This is a genomic window from Paenibacillus hunanensis, assembly GCF_034055775.1.
GTDB classification, from domain to species: Bacteria; Bacillota; Bacilli; order Paenibacillales; family Paenibacillaceae; genus Saccharibacillus; species Saccharibacillus hunanensis.
This window is the reverse complement of sequence record NZ_CP139194.1, coordinates 2,020,586-2,041,601: the sequence shown is the minus strand read 5'-3', so window position 1 is coordinate 2,041,601 and position 21,016 is coordinate 2,020,586. Positions and strand designations below refer to the sequence as shown.

The following is a 21,016-nucleotide window of genomic DNA, read 5'->3' as shown; positions in this document are numbered from 1 at the left end:
ATGTGCAGATAAAGCTTGCCCGTATTTGTTTCTATTATGCTTGTATACAGGGTAAACGCTCCTTGATCGTAAGTTAAAAGTCGTCCAAGCACTGTAAAGAAGATAGAATGAATGTTCACATTTAATGGCTATAATCAGCATTGATGATACAATTCACTTCTAAACTACTTATAAATCACTTATGAATTAGCTTTAAAGCAATTCAACAGCCATTCAAAAGCTGTTCCCGATCACCTCCAATTCAGCTCCGGTACGTAGCAAAAAACCTCCGCCTAGCATGACGAAGGTTTTGCTGCTTATCTATGATTTGAACGATCCTTTACAACATCCAATTCCATATCAAAGCTCTAAGACTAGCTGCACAATCATCTGGAATCGTAGTGAGACTTTAACGTGTCTCTCGTTCCCTTGTGTCAGACTAAAGTTCTCATACGAAGAATTTCCCACTATTGGTATCAAACTTTTGCATAAGACTTTATTTGCATCTAAAAAGCTTTATTCACAAAAGTTCTACTCACGGATGCGGAACTTGCCGATTACCTCGTTCAGCTTCACTGTCACTTCCTGTAGCGAATCGGTAGACGTATTCAGGTTGTCCAGCGAATGGAGCTGATGACGTGAGCGCTCCAGCGCTTCGATCGAATAACCGGAAGAGGCACGGGCGATATTAGCAAGCTGTGTGAGTGAAGCGCTGATCTGTTCGGAACCTGCTGACATTTCTTCAGATGCAGATGATACTTCCTGTACCTCATCTGCCACTCGTGCAATATCGTCGCGAATCAGGGTGAAGCGTTCCTTGATCTCGTCCAATAATTGCAAGCCCTGTCCTACCTGTAAGCTGCCCTCCTGCATGCCCTGTAAGGCGACGCGTGTCTCATCTTGCATCTCACCAATTTGAGTGGTAATGCGATTCGCAGAAGTCCCTACACTTTCCGCTAGCTTTCCAATCTCAGCAGCTACTACAGCAAAGCCTCGTCCATGCTCTCCTGCACGTGCAGCTTCAATCGAAGCATTAAGGGCAAGCAGCTTCGTCTGACCACTAATTTCATGGATAAAATGGATCACCTCGCCAATCTGCTCCGAACGTTCATTCAAGGAACGAATGACGTTACCAACACTATCCAGCGCTCCTTTGGCTACATGAATCTGACGATTCACATCACCGATTCGTTCGTTACCCTGTTTGGTTTTAGCATCAATCCCATGCGTTGCTTCCGATACCTGCTGCACGGATTCGGCAATACGCTGGATACCGATCGCCATTTCCTCCATCGCGGTTGTGCTTTCCGAAGTGGACACGAGCTGTACCTCTGCTCCCTGACGCAGCTGCTCCATCTGCTCCACATTAAAGCGTGCTTCATCGGCTGCCTGCTGCATACCACTTGACAGACGATCCGCAGAATCATGAATGACATTTGCTTCTTCACGCAGTGTCCCTACAATGCCCGATGTGCCTTCCATAATACGATTGAACTCATCTGACATCTGCCCAAATTCATCCCGGCGTGTGCTATGCAAATGCTGTGAATAATCGCCCTGTGCCATATGTCCACTTAGCTCACGAATCGAACGAATCTCGCGAATCAGATCGCGATTGTTCCACCAGAGTGAAGCGAGAATAATGAGCAATCCAATCGCACCCACTATACTGAGCAGCATGAGCAAATTGTTCATCGGACGTTCTACTTCTGCTGCTGGAAGCAGTACAGCAATCTTCCAGCCAGTCTGCTGAATCGTGCCGTATACGACTTTGTAGCGCTCCGTAGCATTTAATGTGCCTTCGCCTGAGCTGTTTTTGAGCATGTCTGTCGATAGGCTTGCTCCTAAAACAGCAGCAGCTTGATCTCCTTGCTTGGTAAGCTTATTTCCGCTTGCCAGTACCACACCATTTTTATCAAACAGGACAGCACTACCGTTATTGCCTACGTTCAGCTTGCGAACCGTATTTTCAATATTGCTCAAATCCAGATCCGCCGTAGCTACACCGGCAATTTGACCACCATTGGCTTGGTAGAAAGCTTGTCCAGCAGTAATTAATGTTAAATTTAGCGTCTTGTCATAATAAGGCTCGGTATAGACGACTTTGCCATTAGCGGCTGTGCTATCGGTATACCAGGCTTGCCCTAAATAATTATATGTCGGATCATCGTAGGTTTCTGTTGTTTTAATCTGATCACCTTCGCGATATGCATAGATCGAGCGATATTTTACCCCTTGTGCAAAAGCTCCATCTGCGAAAAAGACGCCCGTTCCATAGGTGAATGGTGCAGCTTTCAGATTACGGGTACCAATCTGACCATAGCTTTCAATTGATGTATTGCCTTGCAACGTCTCTGCTGCACTTGTCATTGCAGATACAAAGGCCGCATGATTCATCAGTTGAGCGTCAATATCATTAGTAATCAGTTGAAGCGATTTGATGCTACTTCCATCGATCTGCTCACTCAATGCACTACGTGAGAACAAATACGATACGAGACTGATTAAAATCAAAGTAATGAGCACGATTGGTATAAGTGTAGCGATAGTTCTCGTCTTAATACTGCGGAATCGATATCTCAACATATGTTCTCCTCCTATATAAAAAGCTTTCTTCTCTCTACCGTACATATCGACAAGCTCACATCAAATGATTAACTAAATAACTTCATTTATTCGACAAAAAAAGCGCCTCCTGATATAGAGGCGCTTTTTCAGATCAATCTTCTATTATTCGTGATGACATCAGGACAATTTTAGCTTTGCAAACTTACGTTTACCGACCTGTACGATATCGCCGTCTTTTGGCTCAATGCTTGCATTCACATCATCCAACTTCTGCTCGTTTACTTTGAGAGCGCCCTGCTGAATGCTGCGTCTTGCTTCACTTTTCGATGCAGCGAAGCCCAGTAGACTTACAAGATCAATCACACCGATTGTACCGTTCTCCAGATGTGCTGGCTCAACAACAAATTCTTGAATATCATCTGGTAATGCACGTTGCTGGAAGACAGTGACAAAATGGTTTTTTGCCGCTTCAGCTGCTTCCACACCGTGGTACATACGTACAAATGTGTACGCCAGATTCATTTTCGCATCACGTGGATGAACGCTTCCGTTTTCAAGCCCTTGCTTGAGCGTAGCCAGCTCATCGTTATTGATGTCAGTTGCCAGCTCGTAGTATTTCGCCATCAACTCATCCGGAATGCTCATCGCTTTACCGTAGATTTCATTTGGCTGCTCATCGATACCGATGTAGTTACCGAGACTCTTACTCATTTTTTGCACACCGTCCAGACCTTCGATCAGTGGCAGCATGATCGCCACCTGCTGCTCTTTACCATATTCCTTTTGCAGTGTGCGACCCATCAGCAGGTTGAACTTCTGGTCTGTACCGCCCAGCTCGATATCACTTTCCAGTGCAACCGAGTCCATCCCCTGCATCAGTGGGTAGAAAAATTCGTGGATACTGATCGGCAATCCACCTTGGAAGCGCTTAGTGAAATCATCACGCTCCATCATACGAGCTACCGTTACTTTGGCTGCGAGATTCACTACATCTGCAAAGTTCATCGGGCTTAGCCATTCGGAGTTAAAGTATACGGTCGTCTTCTCTGGATCGAGAATTTTGCCAATTTGCTTCTGGTATGTCTCCGCATTATGCTTCACCTGTTCCTCGGTCAGCTGCTTACGCGTTTCGGATTTACCTGTTGGGTCACCGATCCGTCCAGTGAAGTCACCGATAATCAATTGCACAACATGACCGAGCTCCTGGAACTGACGCAGCTTTTGCAGTACCACTGTATGGCCAACGTGAATATCCGGCGCGGATGGATCCAGACCCAGCTTGACCGTTAACGGTTTACCCGTTAGAAGTGATTTGATAATTTTGTTACGCAGTTCATCCTCAGGTACGATTTCCACCGTACCACGTTTGATCACGCTAAGTTGACGTTCAACCTCAGCTTGCTGCTGTGGCGATAATTCTTCCCATTTTGCCATGAATAAATCCCTCTTTTCATTATGTTAACAATCATTCACAAATGACGCAGGTTAAGCACGGATGACAGACCGATAGATGTCATTTCCTTAGGGGCAGCACATACAAAAAAGACCTGCCGCCCCGACAAGGGACGAGCAGATCTCGCGTTACCACCCTAATTGGAATTGCCGTCTAGCTTGTAGCATGATGATCGCTCTCGAATAGGACAGCTGTACCTTGTCATACAAGGCGCTCCCATACGAGTGAAGAATCATCAGCCAGCTTGTACAGGCTTATTCCCACTTCATTAACATAACGGAATGGATATTCCGATCGAGCAGTGCTGCGATGTATCGATTCCAATGTTAGAATCGACTCCCATACGCATGCCGCTGTCCGACAGCTCAGGACGTGTAATTCGAAGGAAGTCTCTACCGATTTGCACCAACCACCGGCTCTCTGACAAGAGTGCTCTCCGCTTCTACTGGGCGTCTTTCCACGCTTTTCACCTATGAAATTGCTACTCGACTTAAATATACCTACCTTTATAACATGATTGCTCCCAACAAGTCAATGCGAGTATGTTCAGACTTTTGAACTATTCACGAAGTATCCTACATAAGAAACTGATTGCTGGCTAGTATTTTATGCTATAATAGTGGCTGGTAAAAGGGGGAAAACTAATGGCTGAAAAGAAGGACAATCGTCCATCTAAAAAACCTGCCAACTCTTCCCGTGGCCGTACTTGGGGGCATAGAATCTGGCTCACCTTGAAGTGGACTGTGATTTTCTGCGTTACGGTTGCATTATTTGGTGGGGGAATTATGCTGGGCTACGTTTCTTCGATTGTTAAGGACGAGCCAGTACGTTCGCGTGAGGAGATTGTTAAGGCTATTAATGAGAATGCTGTAACTGGCTTTGCTTATTTTAGCGATGGCTCTCCAATTGGACAGCTACGAACGGAAGAAGACAGACGCCTGGTAACGTTTGATCAAATTCCGAAATCCGTTATCAATGCGATTATATCCATAGAAGATAACCGTTTTTATGAACATATGGGTGTGGATATGAATGGTACACTTCGTGCCGTCAAGCAAAAGGTACTGAACGAATCTGTGCAAACAGGCGGCAGTACACTCACCCAGCAGCTCGCAAGACGGGTATTCCTGAGTGCGGATAAAACGGCAGATCGCAAAATTAAAGAAATGCTGCTATCAATGCGAATCGAGCGCTTTTTGACCAAAGACGAAATTTTAACTGCCTATCTGAATAAAATGCCGTTTGGTAAAGGCTCGAATGGCTACAATATTTTCGGAATTAAGGCAGCTGCCAAGGGTATTTTTGGTGTGAATGACCTGGAGAAGCTTAATATTGCAGAAGCTGCCTATATAGCAGGTCTTCCGCAATTGCCGAGCGCTTATTCTGCGTTCAGCAGTGGTGGTAAATTTAACGAAGCTGGCTTCAACCGTGCCGTCCAGCGTCAACAGCTGGTGCTCAAGCGGATGAAGGAACTCGGTAAAATCACGAACAGCGAGTATAGCGATGCGCTTGCCTTTGATATTAAAGGTGCACTGGCGAAATCAACTTCCAAGGCATACTCTACCTATCCGTATCTGATGATGGAGATTGAGCGTCAGGGTGCGCTGCTGATCATGAAGCAGGAAAATCCAAAAACTGACCTCTCCAAGCTCTCCACGGAAGAGTACAACCAGTTATTTGAAGAATCGCGTCAAAAGCTACTGACCGGTGGGTATCGTGTGTATACGACCATCAATAAAACGGTCTACAATACGATGCACGAAGTAGCGGAAGACAGCAGCAACTTCTCCCCGGATAGCAAGACCAAGGGAAAAGAACAAACGGCTGCCATGATGATCAATCACAAAACAGGTGCCATTCTCGGTATGATCGAAGGACGCAGCTTCCAGGAAGAGCAGATGAACTATGCGACGCAAATGACGCGTCAGCCAGGTTCAGCGATGAAGCCGATCGCAGCGTATTTACCAGCTCTTGATAGTGGTGCTGTACAACCGGCAAGCATTCTGGATGATGCACCGATCGTTCTGAAGGATGGTAGCAAGGGCTTCCACATTCCGGGTAATGCGAATGGTCGTTATCAGGGACTTGTTACTGCACGTACTGCACTAAATGAATCGTTGAACCTTCCAGCACTGAAGGTGTTCCTCGATAAGGTCGGTATCGACAAGGCATGGGCTTTTGCTAAAAAGCTCGGTATTACAACGATTCAGGATGCCGATTATTCCGCACAGACTGGTGTTCTGGGTGGTCTGAAATACGGCGTAACGGTTGAAGAACTGACGAATGCATACGGCTCCATCCCGAATCAGGGTGTTTTCAATGATGCATATATGATCAAGCAAATGGATGATCCTTATGGCAAAACAGTTTACAAACATGAGGCTAATCCACAGCGTGTCTATTCCAAGCAAACGGCATATTTGATGACAGACATGCTACGCACCGTAGTGTCCGGTTCCGATGGTACGGCACGCTCTCTGCAAAGTCTATTTAACAAATACGGCAAAATTCCGATTGCTGGTAAAACAGGCACGACGCAAAACTATGCGGATGTCTGGTTTATGGGCTTCACGCCAGATGTGACGCTTGGCGTATGGGCAGGTTATCGTGAGCCAGTGAATACACTGTCTAACGATGGAAAAAAACGCGCTCGAACAATCTGGGCAACGATTATGAATAAGGTTACCGATCGTGATCCAGAGCTGTTCCAAACGGATTCGTTTAGCAAACCAGATGGTATTGTTACGCAAACCGTATCCGGCTTTAGCGGTAAGCTACCAACGAGCGCTACACGCGCATCCGGTAAGCTGGTCACTGATATTTTCAATTCCAAATATGTACCGAAGGACTTCGATGATGGCGTATCGTATGCAAAATACATTACGTATAACGGAGTCAACTATATTCCGCAGGATAGCACACCGGACGATATGGTTAGCCAGCGTACGGTCGTGAAGCGTGAAATGCCGATCTCGCAATTGATCAAGGATCTGCAAAGCGCTCTATCCAAAATGAGAGGCAATCGCTACTCGCTCAGTCACTATCTGCCTGAGGATGCTGGCGCTGACGCACCGACTCAGGTCGATCCACGTCGTGATGATGGTAGTGCGCCAAGCTCACCAAACAATGTACGCATCTCGGTCAATGGCACGAGTGCAAGCATTACCTTTAATGGTAGCGGCTCTGGAGATGTAGTCGGTTATCGTCTGTATCGCTCTAATGGCGATGGCTCTTATCAATATCAAAAATCCGGCAAGTTGGGTACAGGAAGCTTCAGCTCTACAGTAGCTGGTAATGGCAATACTGCCTTCTACGTTACCGCAGTCGATGTGGGCGGACATGAATCTGCACCTAGTGGTTCGGTTAGCTACAGCCCAATTCCAACGCCACCACCGCCAGTAGATGGCGAGGGTGTTCCTGGTGGTAGTGAAATGGGAACGGGATCGGATAACGGAACAGACCCTGCTGGTGCTACGGCTCCAGCGGCGCCTACCTCCGTTAGTGCGCAAAGTAGCGGCTCCGGTGTAGTCGATGTAAGCTGGGCCTCCTCGGCAGAGCCTACGACCGCGTATAAGGTGTATTTTAGCCAGAACAATGGCGGGCCATTCAGTCTGGTCGGAACGGTACGGGATACCGCATTCCAGTACAATGCAGGCTCCGCTAATGGCGGCTGGTTCTACGTTGTCGCTGTAAATGGCGATCAATCGTCTGCTCCATCTGCGCCTGCACAGGCAAGATGACGATGTGTTGATTGTAGCTTGAATACGATGCAGTACACATAAAAAGCGCCCTTCATGTTATACATGAGAGGCGCTTTTTATATACAATGGAATCCAACTATGGAATTGAACGATATCTCACACCATTCTTAAAGTATGATGCTTCTGATAAACAAATATAGCCTGCTTGCAGAGATGCTTCTCCACAGGCAGGCTACTACAGACAACTATCATGTTGCCTATTTGTTATGCATTAACGCTGATTGACAGACAGACGCAGGATTGTTTCATGCGGCAAAATAACGCGTGAGTTGTCCACGTTTTCCTTTTTCATCAGCTTGGTCAGCAGACGCATTGCTACTGCACCGAGATCGTACATCGGTTGAGCTACTGTTGTCAGCTGCGGACGAACCATCGAAGCAAGGCGGATATTATCTACAGAGATGACAGAGAAGTCATCTGGAACTTTCAAGCCTTCATCCTGAATGCTATGAATCGCACCAATCGCCATTTCATCTGTTGCAGCGAAGATCGCCGTTGGACGCTTTTTCAGACCGATGAAGTATTTCATCGCTTCCACGCCAGATTCATAACGGTAGTTACCGATACGCACCCAATCTTCCTTGTACTCGATATTAGCAGCTTCAAGCGCTTTCTTGTAGCCCTGGAAACGAGCGTAGCCATTCGCAGGATCTTGCAATGTACCGCTGATCATAGCAATCTCACGGTGACCGTGGCGGATCAATGTGTTTACAGCGTCAAATGCCGCCTGCTCATGATCGATATCCACGGAAGGAATGATTCCCTCTTCATCGCGTGTTGCGCAGAGCACGATTGGCACTGCTGCCGTTTGAAACGCTTGCAGATGATCCTCGGTTACGGTACCACCCATGAACAATAGACCGTCTACCTGCTTTTCCAGCAGCGTATTCACAACGCGAATTTCTTTTTCTTTTTTCTTATCGGCATTACACAGAATGATGTTGTAATGATACATGTTGGCGATATCCTCGATCCCACGCGCGATTTCCGCAAAGATAGAGTTCGAGATATCAGGAATAACGACACCTACGGTCGTTGTCTTTTTGCTTGCCAGACCACGTGCAACGGCATTTGGACGGTAGCCCAGACGCTCGATCGCTTCGTACACCTTTTTACGGGTTTGCGGTTTGACGTTCGGATTGTTGTTGACTACACGAGATACGGTAGCCATAGAGACGCCGGCTTCGCGTGCTACATCGTAAATAGTTACTGTCACGTTCATTCTCTCCATTACAGGTAAATTTTCGTCTTGTTTTCAACGATTTTCTTAATTTTTCATTTACATTCATAATACGATAAATTGCAGGTTGATGCAATCATGTTAACAATTCTTCAAGAGAGCGCTTCACGCAATGCGTTAGCTGTAATGTTGGAATGAGATGTATCCCATACCGACTTGCCGTCCTTGATCAAAAGCACCTGTGGTGACTGATGCTGTACATCCAGCGCATCCGCAGCAGCAAGCGAAACATCACGATTTTCCACGACATAAATCAGACTATAATCGACATCTTCATTAGGCTCACTGCCCAGATAAGACTGAAATTGTTGGTACGCTCCTGCACTGATTGGACAACGCGTACTGTGTTTAAAAACGAGAAGCGGCTTCTGTGCGGTATGATCAATAGCCTCATTTAGCTGGTCGATCGTTGTCAATTCCGTTACGTTTGCCATTACCCACACATCCCTTTTTTGTTATATTGTAATGTAAGAACGTTTTCATAATCAACTATCATAAGTATCTTATCAAAAAAGGGCTGAAAAATCTATTTTTTTGTCAATGTTAACGCTTTTTTAGCCATTCCTGCGTAATGTAACTTTCATGGTAGTTATCATTTCCATTTCACAAATCCACTAATAATGCGGTTTTTTTGCTTCATTTGCTGTATGGATGGCTCCGTCAAGCGGTTATTGTTACAATAGATGGGTATACTGATTTTGATGAAGAACGATAGAATAGGAGGAAGTGTAAAATGAGATTAGCTGGTAAAAAGGTTATTGCGCTGGTCGATGAAGAATTTGAGGATCTGGAGCTATGGTATCCAGTCTATCGTGTACGCGAGGAAGGTGCCGAGGTACATCTGGCTGGCGCCGAGAAAGACAAAACCTATATCGGTAAATATGGCGTGCCTGCTCAAGCGGAGTACAGCTTTGATGAACTGAGCAGTAGCGATTATGATGGGATTCTTGTTCCCGGTGGCTGGGCGCCAGATAAGCTGCGCCGCTATCCAAAGGTATTGGAGCTGGTACGTGAAATGCACGAAGCACACAAGCCGATCGGTCAGATCTGCCATGCTGGCTGGGTGCTCATTTCCGCTAAGATTCTGGATGGAGTGACAGTTACGTCTACGCCGGGTATTCGTGATGATATGGAAAATGCAGGCGCGATCTGGAAGGATGAAGCCGTTGTTGTCGATGGACACATCATATCGGCTCGCCGCCCGCCAGATTTGCCGCCGTATGGACTGGCATTTTGTGATGCGCTGGCTGATAAGGCTTAAATGATATTCATGATACAGCTGATCTATTTAGATGCAAAAAAGGCTTTCTCGTGAGAGAAAGCCTTTTTTTATTTTATTCATCGCATTCGATTTTATTCATTTCGTTCAATTTTAGTTATCTCATTCGTTTAATTCGCTTTACAAGACGCGAGAGAAGCTAGCTTCTGATCCTGGTTCACGAGCGCATGAAATGCCTTAATATAAATGTCCAGTTCCCGCTCAATCTCGTTGGATGTACGAAGCTTCATCCAATCAGCTGCCATAGCAGCAGCATCACGTGCAGTAGTATGCAGCACCGACTGCTTAATACGTAAGAGCGATTGCGGCGACATGCTCAGACGGTGCACGCCGAGATGTAACCAGAACGGCAAGGAGCGCTCGTCACCTGCCATTTCGCCACAGACGCTAACCGGAATGCCTGCATCATGGGCTGCATTGATCGTGGCACGTAGCATACGTAGCACAGCAGGATGATACGGGTTGTACATATGAGCAATATGCTCATTCATCCGGTCAACTGCAAGTACATATTGAACGAGATCATTGCTACCAATACTAAAGAAGTCACATTCACCTGCGAGTAGATCAGCAATCGCCACCGCAGCAGGCACCTCAATCATAATGCCAACCTCAATACTACGATCATATGCAATGCCTTCTCCATCCAGCTCACGCTTGGCTTCATCCAATACATCGCCAGCGGCACGTAGCTCCTCTAGCGATGAGATCATCGGATACATAATCTTCACTTTGCCATGAGCACTAGCACGCAGGATCGCACGTAGCTGTGTTTTGAACATATCGCGATGGTCGAGACAGATACGAATTGCACGATAGCCGAGGAATGGATTTTCTTCCTCTGGCAATTCAAAATAGTCCAGCTCCTTATCGCCACCAATATCGAGTGTACGAATGACGACCGACTCGCCGCCTGCCTTTTCTGCGACAAGACGATAAATATCAAACTGCTCCTGCTCGGTTGGCAGTGCGTGACGATCCATGTACATGAATTCGGTACGGAATAAGCCTACACCCTCGGCACCATTTTTGAGTGCGATTTCCAGCTCTTTCACCGAACTGATATTAGCGGACAATCGTACACGCACACCATCGCGTGTAACCGAATCGACCTTGCTCAGTAGCTCCAGCTGTTGCTTGCGCTGCTGCTGCTCCGTACGCAGCTTACGGTAATGTGATACGGTATCTCGATCAGGGCTCACATAAATCAGCCCGTTATCACCATCAACGACTACCGTTTCTCCTGTTTGGACGAGTGTGTCCAGCTCGACTTCCAGACCGGATACGAGCGGAATACCGAGCGCACGCGCCATAATAGCGGAATGCGACGTTTTCCCACCCATCAATGTAATGATGCCAAGTACATGCTGTGGATTCAAATGCACTAGCTGAGAAGGTGGAAGCTCCTTCGCTACGAGTACATACGGCTCATTATCGCTAGGCAGCTTGACTTCAGGCGCACCAAGCAGATGCTTGAGCAGACGATTGCCCACATCCTTAATATCGGCAGCACGCTCCTTCATATACTCATCATCCAGCAGATCAAACATCGTAACAAAGTGATCTGTTGCTTCCTGCACCGCCACCTCGGCTGCCTTATACTGACGTTCAATAATTCCACGAATCTCATTCATAAATTCAGGGTCTTCCAAAATAGCGATATGCGCATCAAAGATGCTGGATTCCTCCGGCCCCGCAATTTCCGAAAACTCCGTTTTCATCGATTCAATCTCATGCTTGGACGTGCGAATACCCTCGTACAAGCGTTCAAATTCACGGGTCAGATCGACCGCATCCAGCTTCTGATCCGGTACATCCCATTCCCATGTTGGCAGCACAAATGCTTTGCCAATGGCTACTCCAGCAGCAGCCGCAACTCCTTGAATCATGCTTTTTCCTCCCCACCGTTCTTGTCATACATAACCACCGACATTACCGTTCCTTGCCCCTTTTTCACCTGTTTAAAGGGAGCATAGCTCCATGACTTCACACGGTCTGGATTGGTAATAACCATTGGTGTCGCAAGTGACGGTGCGTTTTTTTGCAAAGTATCCAGGTCGAACTTGATCAACAGCTGCCCGGCTTCCACCACATCACCAGCAGCTACATGGGCTTCAAAACAGCCCTTTTGCTGAGATGTATCAATGCCGATATGCAGCAAAATCTCCAATCCATCCACTGTTCGTATACCGAGTGCGTGCATCGTTGGATACAGGTGGATAATCGTACCTGCGACAGGCGATACCAGCTCGCCACTGTCCGGTACAAAGGCTACCCCTTCACCAACTAGCTTGCCTGCGAAAATCTGATCTGGCACCTCGGACAATGGAATCATTTTCCCTTGTACCGGCGCACAGAACTTCACATGCGACAGATCGCGATCCATCAACTTGCGAATCTCCTCGCGAATTAGCTCCGAATAGGTGCCAAACACGATCTGCACATTTCCTCCACCGAGCTTGATCAGCCCCGCAGAGCCTAGCTCCTTCAATGCTTTACCATCCAGCAGACGGTCATTCACCACCGTCAAACGAAGACGTGTAATACATGCTTCTACCTGTACCACATTCTCCTTACCACCAAGCGCCTGCAAAATAAGTGGAGCCTGATACGGAATATTACCCACCCAGTCTCCAAGTGTCGACGCTTCCTCCCGACCAGGTGTCGGAATACGGAAGGTGCGAATCGCGTAGCGAAACACATTATAATAAATAACGGCATAAACGAGCCCAATTGGAATAAGCAACCAGGCATTTGTTGATAAATGATAGTTGAGTACGTAATCGATCACACCCGCAGAGTATGAAAAGCCATGATGAATATCGAGTGCATACGTGATCCACATCGCCAGACCGGACAGAATAATATGCAAAATGAATAGTCCTGGTGATGCAAATAAAAAGGCGAACTCAATCTGCTCGGATACACCGGTTAAAAAGCAGACCAGCGCCGCCCGCATAAAGGTTTTGCGGACTTTGGGCTTCAGGTCTTCCCTCGCCTCTTGAATAATCGCCAGTGCAGCCGCAGGCAGCGCAAACATCATGACTGGATATAAGCCTGCCATATAAATGCCTGCTGTCGGATCTCCGCTGAAAAAGCGCGGCAAATCGCCCTGTACAATATCTCCGTGCGCCTCAAACGATCCAATCTGGAACCAGACGATATTGTTAAGCAAATGATGCAAGCCAAATGCAGACAATATTCGGTACAATGCCCCGTATAGAAACAAACCAAAGCCGCCCATTGTGGACAGCACCCAGGTTAATCCATTGAGCAGCTCCTGTAGAATCGGAGCGAGCCATAGCATCAGACACGCAAAAACGGACGAAAATAGGCCCATGAACAATAACACGAACCTTGAACCGCCAAAAAACTGAATCGCTTCGGGCAAACGGACATTTTTGAATCTACGATATGCCGCTCCGGCAATCACACCGATGATAATCCCAATCAGTGTGGATGGCTGTAGTAAAGCATCACTAAAATGCTTGACCACATAATCATATAAAGCCATACCCGCAAATGCAGCGAGTCCAGCGGGTCCTTCCTGATTGGCAAGGCCAAGCGCTACACCGATCGCAAATATAAAGGGTAAATAGTGAAATATACTTTGTCCTGCAATCGTAGCGACCTCCGAAACCATGGGCAAGCCCCATGTCCCCCAGGGTAAGCCGCCAACGCTAAGCAGTATGGCTGCAGCCGGAAGCACCATTGTGGGAAGCATAATGGCTCTACCGAACTGTTGCAGGGAACCTAGCCAATTCAACGCGCCTTCCCCCTTCCTATACCTGATGGTACGCTGTCAGCCATCTTTTGTCAAAGCACTTTGCTACGATTATCGAGGATGTCTGAACAAGCTCTTTTCAAGCGTTATGTACAAGCATGCAAGCGCTTGCCGATCATTGAAAATAAAAGCTGCTCCAGTAACCTCATTGCGATTACTGGAGCAGCTACACCGCTCAATTACTCTGTTTATTCCACATACTACATCAACTTTGAGAGTCGATGCTGTTCCTCGTCCCCACCTGAATCTGAACAAGTGTAATGGCCCTGTACAGCTTTATTTTAGCTGCGTACAGGTCGTACGATGGCATCTTCTACTTTAATACAGCGATCCATAATAACGGTGAGTCCAGCATCAGCTGCAATTGCTGCGGCTTCCATATTTACGACACCCAGCTGCATCCATAGGATACGAGCACCTGCCTGTACCGCCTCATGAGCAACCTCGGTGCAGTACTCGCTACGACGGAACACATTGACCATATCGATCGGATCAGGCACATCGGCGAGTGAAGCATAACAGGTCTCACCCAGAATCGTTGCACCTGCTGCCATCGGATTCACTGGAATGATACGATATCCACGATCCTGCATCGCCGCTGCCACCATATAAGAGGTACGATCCGTTTTGTCCGATAGTCCGACCACCGCAATATTACCAGTTTGCTCCAGAATGGTCTTAATTTCTTCCCGTGAAGGATTTTCAAAAGCCATTGCTGACGCCTCCTTTATCATCTTAGAGCATTATCATTCTTCGCATAAAGCTGCTAATGCCAGCGAAGTGTACTATGCTCTTATACCCATTCTACCTTAGCACCAAGCGAACGGATATGATCAAAGTATTGCGGATACGATTTGGCAACATGATGCGCGTCCTGGATACGAATCGGTGCCTTAGCACGCAGACCGACGATAGATAGCGCCATAATTACGCGGTGATCATAATGCGCATCGATCGTTACGCCGCCTTCTACCCCTTCTGGACGACCGTGTACGATAATCTCTGCCTGACGCTCTTCTACATTTGCGCCTGCTTTGCGTAGCTCGTTCAGGTAGTCCGTAATCCGATCACATTCCTTGTAACGAAGGTTCTCTACATTATAGAAACGGGATGTGCCTTCAGCAAATACAGCTGCTGCGACCATTGCCAGCACGGCATCTGTCGCCGCATCGCCGTCAAACTCTATTGCCTTGAGGCGTCCATTGCCCTGTACATGCACGATATCATTTTCGTGTGTAAGCGGAACGTCCATCATTTGCAGTACATCGACTACTGCCTTCTCGCCCTGCTTACTCTGAACAGGCAATCGGTGAATCGTCACATCGGATACCGTAACCGCGGCAGCTGCCAGCACAGCAGCTGAACCCGGATAGTCACCTTGAACGGTATATTCCTGTGCTTTATACTGCTGACGTCCAGGCACACGGTAATGCATCAGGTCTTCGCTCGCTTCGATCACGATGCCCGCCTGCTCCAGCACTTCCAGCGTCTGACCTACCACGACTTTGGATTTCAGATCGTGCAGCACTGTAATTTCGCTATCTTCCTCCAGCAATGGAGTCAGGAACAGCAATGCGCTCAAATACTGCGAGCTCACGCTACCCGAAACGGTAATTTTGCCACCTTTTGGCTTGCCGCCACGAATGGTGATTGGCAGACGTCCTTGCTGATGCTCCACCTCGACACCAAGCTGACCGAGCGATTCGATCAGATCGTCATGCGGACGCTTGCCCAGCGAATCCGGGTATGTATTCACAAAGGTTACTTCCGGGCAAAGCGCTGCGATCGCCATTAAGAAACGCAATACGGCACCCGCATTCCCCACATTCAGCTCCTTTACATCAACCGGCTTGCTGCCAAACCCTTTGATCACGATCTTCTCATCATCTTCCTCAAGCACAGCTCCTAGATCACGAATACAGCGACGCATCGCATCACTATCCTCACTATGTGCCGGAAAATGAATCGTACTCGTTCCATCTGCCAGTGCAGCGACGAGCAAATAACGCGTTGTATAGTTTTTGGAAGAAAGGGCTCCGATCTCTCCTTTCAGCTCTGGAGTAGGGGTAACAATAACATCCATGGTTTTATTCTCCTTCGGGGTTTGGTATGATGAACACAGATTGCCTGATGTATAACAAATTGGCATAGGTGTGAACTATTTTAATGAATAGAGGGATAACGATGTCCAAGCAAACTCAGATTACGACAGACGAGCTACGTGAGCGTATGAACGCTGGCGAAAAGCTACAGCTGATCGATGTACGCGAGCATGAGGAAGTCATTCAAGGCATGATCGATGGCGCGCGTCATATTCCAATGGGTGAAATTCCAGGTCGTTTGGACGAAATTGATCCGGACGCACCGACGGTGCTCATCTGCCGCAGCGGCTACCGTAGCGAGCGTGTACGCGAATACTTGAGCCAGCATGGCTATGACAACTGCCTGAACATGGAAGGCGGTATGATTGACTGGGTGGAGGGCGAATAGCCTCCGCCTTTTTTTGTGCTTGTTCTTATGAACTTGCCGATATATTGTAGGCAATGGAAGGGCAAAATAGACAATACGATTAGGAATTTAATCATACATTTAAAGCATTCCTGTCTGCGAATCAGCCACCTATGTTCGCATCATATGGTCCATCCTCTATCGTATTGCTTACATATATAGCGTGCCCCCAGAACAAATCACCATCATCGAACCAGAAAGTAAAGTCCTCTTCGCTGAAGGTGATGGATACTAGTGATAATTGCTTAGCAAAATTCGCTTCGCTCCATTCTTCCTCGTCTTCTTCCAGCCAGCTATCGTTTTTCAGCTCAATCAGCTCCTGCGCAGCAAACACACGGATACTCTCATCCCACTGCGCAGCATGATCCAGCAGGTGAGCTAAGTTATCTAGCTGTGTATGCACCTGCTCACCGTACTCTAAACTGACTCTAACCTTCACACCAAGCCATTCGATGTTACGATTAAATGTGTTGATTCTCCGATCCAGTACGAACGTACCAAGACGTTCATGCTCGATCGTGACCTCACTTGTCTGTTCCTTCAGTATAGGAGCAAGCTGGGGCTCCTGAGCCGGGTCTACGAGCTGATCAAGCTTCAAGAGCAGCAAGCGATTCTGATCGCGGCGAACTTTCATTTTCCAGATCTGGTTGGCTTCCATGGGGTCGAATAGCTGTTCTAGCTTCTTCTCTTCATCTTTATTCACTAAAATGAATGCACCCTGTTGAATGTCCGCATGATCCTGTACATGCCATGCTGTCACAGAGATGGTAGCCATCCATGCCTGTTCGTTGCCCATTCTACTGTAAGAAGCACTATCTGCGCCGGTTAATGCGATAATGTCCAGCTCAGCACCCGCTGGAAATGACTGCTGAAATTGCTGAACCTCTTGCATGATCAATGCTTCATTATTACTCATATGATTACACCTCTACTTTTTCGCCTAAAACCTAAGAAGCTTGAACGCGGTAACGTGTTAAAATATGCGTAACGACTTCATCCGGCGTCAAGAGCGATGTATCTACGGTAACATGAGCAAACCGATACGCATCTTTGCGCTCTTCCATGATAGTCTGTACTCGTTCTCTCGTATCACCTGCCAGTAGAGGACGATTCGTATCGCCAGCTACACGACCGACAATATGATCGACATCTGCGGTCAATGCCACCACCATACCTTTATCAAGCATCACTGCACGGTTCAGCTCACGCAGTACGCAGCCGCCTCCAGTAGAAATTACCTGACCAGTCGACTGTAGCATTTGCTCCAGCACCTGACTTTCCAGGTCGCGGAAATAGGCTTCGCCTTTCGTACGGAAAATCTCCTGTACCGACATTCCCTCTCTCTCAGCAATAATCGTATCCATATCCACGAGCGGATACGATAGCTGCTGTGCCAGCAGCGTGCCGACCGTCGTTTTGCCGGTTCCCATCATACCAACGAGAATGATATTGGAATGCTGAAACTCACTTTCCTGATGCAATGTGCACACCTCTTTCAGCATCTTTTTTGTTGCACACATCATACCATATGGGGGGGAGGTTGGACAATGCTCTGTGGGCGGATGTGAACTCTAATGGGGATGGAAGGGGCAGTCCACTCCGGGAAGGAATAACGGGACGGACTCAGGTGGAGCCGCGGGAATCTTTGGGATTAGGAAGAAATGAAGATTCCCGCCCCTCCAAAGGAGTCCTTTCCCGTTATTTCCTTCCCTTCGTTCCGTGCTCATCCATCAATTGAGATTCATCTCTTGGGGGGTGTAGGCAGGAAGTGATAAGTTTATCCTGATTCAACAACTCTGTATTGTCATGTACTCATTTTGTCTTTTCATTTTTGGCTTCGATGGCTTTGATCCAGTAGGTGAATTCGTTTTGGAGAGTGGTGTCGGATGTGGTTTCTTTTAAGATGTTGAGGTATTGGCATGTGTTATTGTCGCCTATATCCACTACGAATAGGGGGATGGAATCTGCGATGTCGTGTTCGTAGCTGTTGATGGCATCCGGGTACAGGTTGATAAGGTGTTCTAATGTTTCAGTTTGCTTGGTGGGATTGGTTTCGATTGTATCGATAATCTTGTTGTATTGTTGGCGTATGTCTAGTAGATGAGCTGTTATTAATTCCTGGTCAAGCGTTCCACTAACTTGAAGGGAATGTGCTGGCAATAGGTGTTGGTCGTCTAATGAAATAGTAAAGCCGGTATGTGTAATTTCAATTTCGCGGACGGTTAGGTCGCTTGCGAGCTGGGAAATGGTCTGTTTTTCTAAGATGCTTTGTATGTTGTTAAGGTGTAGATTGTCTGGATTTTCTATGTATTGTTTTGCGGCATATTGACGAAAGTGGTTATCCCAATAAGAAGTGTTTGTCTGCAAGGTGGATAGAAGCTGTTGCTGTTGGCTGTTTATCGATTGCTGGTTCGACAGATGAATGCGTACTCGAATAGTATATTTTATCCAGTTTAGATTACCGATCCACTGATCTCGGTGTGACCATTTAGGATGAAGGTTGATGTCTGTCATTTTGCTTCTCCTTTGGATGTGTTGTATGTATAACGATCCATTTGTTAGTGCGTAAGATTTCCAACTAATTTATTTAATTCATTCATCTTTTTCAGTCCACTTCTAGTTCAACTCTTTTTAATCTACTTCTTTTAATATACTTGCCTGGGTCTATATTATGATCTATTCAGTCGCAGAGCTTCATATAAAAAGGAGCGGAAATGATCCGCTCCTTTCATTTAAAACTACCAATAAAACTACCAATGAAGCTTATGCAAAGTTAAATGATCATACTAGATGATGAAGTAACTTTGTCCACTCAGCTTCTGGTACAAATAGATAAAATTACTTCATCCACTCGTAGTGGAATGTTCCTTCTTTGTCCACACGCTTGAACGTGTGAGCGCCGAAGTAGTCGCGTTGTGCTTGCAGCAGGTTAGCTGGCAGGCGCTCTGTGCGGTAGCTGTCGAAGTAAGCCAGTGCGCTGGAGAAACCAGGAACTGGGATACCGTATTTTACAGCTGTTGCAACGACTTCACGCCATGCATCTTGATAGCTCTCAACGATGTTTTTGAAGTAGTCGTCCAGTAGCAGATTTTTCAGGCCGCCGTCTTTGTCGTATGCATCTTTGATGTTTTGCAGGAAGCGGGAACGAATAATGCAACCACCACGGAAGATCATCGCGATGTTGCCGTATTTCAGATCCCAACTATGCTCGTCCGATGCAGCGCGCATTTGTGCGAAGCCCTGAGCATAGGAAACGATTTTGGAAGCGTACAGCGCTTTGCGGATCGCTTCGATAAATTCTGCTCTGTCGCCAGAGAACGCTTCGGTTTTTGGACCGCTCAGAATTTTGCTTGCAGCTACGCGCTCTTCCTTGATTGCAGACAGGAAGCGTGCGAATACAGATTCCGTAATCATGGACAGTGGTACGCCCAGATCGAGCGCGCTCTGGCTTGTCCATTTACCTGTACCTTTTTGACCAGCAGCATCAAGGATTACATCGACCATTGGCTTGCCTGTTTCTTCGTCATATTTCGTAAAGATATCGGTCGTAATTTCGATCAGGTAGCTATCCAGCTCGCCTTTATTCCACTCATCGAAAATGGAATGCAGTTCTTTGGTGTCTGCACCCAGTACGGATGTGAGCAGGTTATAAGCTTCACCGATCAGCTGCATGTCGCCATACTCGATACCGTTGTGAACCATTTTCACATAGTGACCTGCACCGTCCGGTCCGATATATGTACAGCAAGGATCGCCGTTCACATGTGCAGAGATGGAAGTCAGGATAGGCTCAACGAGCTTGTAGGCACTTTCCTGTCCGCCTGGCATGATTGCTGGGCCTTTCAGGGCGCCTTCTTCACCGCCGGATACGCCTGCTCCGATAAAGCGGAAGCCTTTTTCCTCCAGCTCTTTGTTACGACGCTGTGTATCAGGGAAATGGGCGTTACCGCCATCAATAATAATATCGCCTTGATCCAGATGCGGAACCAGCTGCTCAATGGTAGCGTCAGTTGCCGGACCTGCTTGAACCATGATCAGGATTTTGCGAGGTACTTCCAGGGATTGTACGAATTCTTCGATTGAGAATGTACCTACCAGGTTTTTACCCTGTGCTTCTTCCAGCAGATCATGTGTTTTTTGAGGGGAACGGTTAAATACAGATACGCTGAACCCTTTGCTTTCGATGTTAAGAGCCAGGTTCTTACCCATAACGGCAAGACCAACTACACCAATTTGTTGTTTAGACATTTCCGGTTCTCCATCCTTTACATTAAGTATTTGTATTTCCTCATTTTGAATCTTTCATGTGAGCCTTTCAACATTTTACATGTTTTATTCTTATAAAGAAAGTCCAAAGGCGTGATCCCATGAAAATTCATAAAAACGTTGAATTTTTGTGTAAAATTCTAACTATTTTTACGATTCGCATGTATATCACGCCCTA

The 21,016-nt window shown here is 46.9% G+C and carries 15 protein-coding genes; 3 read left to right on the top strand and 12 right to left on the bottom strand.

Annotated elements, in window-relative coordinates; all coding sequences use genetic code 11:
• Window positions 1-510: 510 nt before the first annotated feature.
• Window positions 511-2,565, bottom strand: a complete 2,055-nt coding sequence (locus tag SK066_RS08275) for a methyl-accepting chemotaxis protein (RefSeq protein ID WP_320544320.1) — start codon at window positions 2,563-2,565, stop codon at window positions 511-513.
• 159 nt (window positions 2,566-2,724) lie between these two features.
• Window positions 2,725-3,981 carry a tyrosine--tRNA ligase gene (gene tyrS / locus SK066_RS08270; protein ID WP_320544319.1) on the bottom strand — a complete coding sequence of 419 codons (1,257 nt, stop codon included), beginning with the start codon at window positions 3,979-3,981 and terminating at the stop codon, window positions 2,725-2,727.
• 663 nt (window positions 3,982-4,644) lie between these two features.
• Here tyrS and SK066_RS08265 point away from each other — a divergent pair.
• On the top strand, window positions 4,645-7,740 hold the full coding sequence (locus SK066_RS08265) for a transglycosylase domain-containing protein (protein ID WP_320544318.1): 3,096 nt from the start codon (window positions 4,645-4,647) through the stop codon (window positions 7,738-7,740).
• 232 nt (window positions 7,741-7,972) lie between these two features.
• Here the strand turns inward: SK066_RS08265 and ccpA are convergent, their stop codons facing one another.
• Window positions 7,973-8,977 (bottom strand): catabolite control protein A, encoded by a 1,005-nt coding sequence (gene ccpA / locus SK066_RS08260; RefSeq protein ID WP_188775102.1) that lies wholly within the window; start codon window positions 8,975-8,977, stop codon window positions 7,973-7,975.
• Between the two features lie 116 nt (window positions 8,978-9,093).
• Window positions 9,094-9,435, bottom strand: coding sequence for a bacillithiol system redox-active protein YtxJ (ytxJ, locus tag SK066_RS08255; protein ID WP_188775101.1), 342 nt, complete (start codon window positions 9,433-9,435; stop codon window positions 9,094-9,096).
• Between the two features lie 299 nt (window positions 9,436-9,734).
• Here ytxJ and SK066_RS08250 point away from each other — a divergent pair, with 299 nt between their 5' ends.
• A complete protein-coding gene (locus SK066_RS08250) occupies window positions 9,735-10,262 on the top strand; it encodes a type 1 glutamine amidotransferase domain-containing protein (RefSeq protein ID WP_320544317.1) in 528 nt (175 codons plus the stop codon).
• Window positions 10,263-10,390: 128 nt separating this feature from the next.
• Here SK066_RS08250 and ptsP read toward each other — a convergent pair whose 3' ends face one another.
• From ptsP to aroA, 4 genes are all read right to left on the bottom strand, one after another.
• Window positions 10,391-12,169, bottom strand: a complete 1,779-nt coding sequence (gene ptsP / locus SK066_RS08245) for a phosphoenolpyruvate--protein phosphotransferase (RefSeq protein ID WP_320544316.1) — start codon at window positions 12,167-12,169, stop codon at window positions 10,391-10,393.
• Window positions 12,166-14,046, bottom strand: a complete 1,881-nt coding sequence (locus SK066_RS08240) for a glucose PTS transporter subunit IIA (RefSeq protein ID WP_188775098.1) — start codon at window positions 14,044-14,046, stop codon at window positions 12,166-12,168. The genes ptsP and SK066_RS08240 overlap by 4 nt, the downstream gene beginning before the upstream one ends.
• A 299-nt stretch (window positions 14,047-14,345) precedes the next feature.
• Window positions 14,346-14,777 carry a CoA-binding protein gene (locus SK066_RS08235; RefSeq protein ID WP_188775097.1) on the bottom strand — a complete coding sequence of 144 codons (432 nt, stop codon included), beginning with the start codon at window positions 14,775-14,777 and terminating at the stop codon, window positions 14,346-14,348.
• An 80-nt stretch (window positions 14,778-14,857) separates the two neighbouring features.
• Window positions 14,858-16,147 (bottom strand): 3-phosphoshikimate 1-carboxyvinyltransferase, encoded by a 1,290-nt coding sequence (gene aroA, locus SK066_RS08230; protein ID WP_188775096.1) that lies wholly within the window; start codon window positions 16,145-16,147, stop codon window positions 14,858-14,860.
• Window positions 16,148-16,248: 101 nt separating this feature from the next.
• On the opposite strand from aroA, the gene SK066_RS08225 reads away from it, so the two are divergent.
• The gene (locus tag SK066_RS08225) at window positions 16,249-16,554 is read left to right on the top strand and encodes a rhodanese-like domain-containing protein (RefSeq protein ID WP_320544315.1); all 306 of its coding nucleotides are present in this window, start codon (window positions 16,249-16,251) and stop codon (window positions 16,552-16,554) included.
• Window positions 16,555-16,675: 121 nt separating this feature from the next.
• Here SK066_RS08225 and SK066_RS08220 read toward each other — a convergent pair whose 3' ends face one another.
• The 4 genes from SK066_RS08220 to gndA form a co-directional block, all read right to left on the bottom strand.
• Complete coding sequence (locus SK066_RS08220) at window positions 16,676-17,488, bottom strand: DUF2262 domain-containing protein (protein WP_320544314.1); 813 nt, start codon at window positions 17,486-17,488, stop codon at window positions 16,676-16,678.
• A gap of 31 nt (window positions 17,489-17,519) precedes the next feature.
• A complete protein-coding gene (locus tag SK066_RS08215; protein ID WP_320544313.1) occupies window positions 17,520-18,053 on the bottom strand; it encodes a shikimate kinase in 534 nt (177 codons plus the stop codon).
• Between the two features lie 331 nt (window positions 18,054-18,384).
• Window positions 18,385-19,086, bottom strand: a complete 702-nt coding sequence (locus SK066_RS08210; protein WP_320544312.1) for a DUF2262 domain-containing protein — start codon at window positions 19,084-19,086, stop codon at window positions 18,385-18,387.
• 324 nt (window positions 19,087-19,410) lie between these two features.
• Entirely contained in the window at window positions 19,411-20,820 is a 1,410-nt protein-coding gene (gene gndA / locus SK066_RS08205; protein WP_320544311.1) for an NADP-dependent phosphogluconate dehydrogenase, read from the bottom strand.
• Window positions 20,821-21,016 lie beyond the last annotated feature (196 nt).

Coding starts and splice junctions, on each gene's coding strand:
- SK066_RS08275 (WP_320544320.1), bottom strand. CDS start 2,565: ATGTTGAGATATCGATTCCGCAGTATTAAGACGAGAACTATCGCTACA.
- ytxJ (WP_188775101.1), bottom strand. CDS start 9,435: ATGGCAAACGTAACGGAATTGACAACGATCGACCAGCTAAATGAGGCT.
- SK066_RS08210 (WP_320544312.1), bottom strand. CDS start 19,086: ATGACAGACATCAACCTTCATCCTAAATGGTCACACCGAGATCAGTGG.
- tyrS (WP_320544319.1), bottom strand. CDS start 3,981: ATGGCAAAATGGGAAGAATTATCGCCACAGCAGCAAGCTGAGGTTGAA.
- SK066_RS08250 (WP_320544317.1), top strand. CDS start 9,735: ATGAGATTAGCTGGTAAAAAGGTTATTGCGCTGGTCGATGAAGAATTT.
- ptsP (WP_320544316.1), bottom strand. CDS start 12,169: ATGATTCAAGGAGTTGCGGCTGCTGCTGGAGTAGCCATTGGCAAAGCA.
- SK066_RS08220 (WP_320544314.1), bottom strand. CDS start 17,488: ATGAGTAATAATGAAGCATTGATCATGCAAGAGGTTCAGCAATTTCAG.
- SK066_RS08235 (WP_188775097.1), bottom strand. CDS start 14,777: ATGGCTTTTGAAAATCCTTCACGGGAAGAAATTAAGACCATTCTGGAG.
- gndA (WP_320544311.1), bottom strand. CDS start 20,820: ATGTCTAAACAACAAATTGGTGTAGTTGGTCTTGCCGTTATGGGTAAG.
- aroA (WP_188775096.1), bottom strand. CDS start 16,147: ATGGATGTTATTGTTACCCCTACTCCAGAGCTGAAAGGAGAGATCGGA.
- SK066_RS08265 (WP_320544318.1), top strand. CDS start 4,645: ATGGCTGAAAAGAAGGACAATCGTCCATCTAAAAAACCTGCCAACTCT.
- SK066_RS08225 (WP_320544315.1), top strand. CDS start 16,249: ATGTCCAAGCAAACTCAGATTACGACAGACGAGCTACGTGAGCGTATG.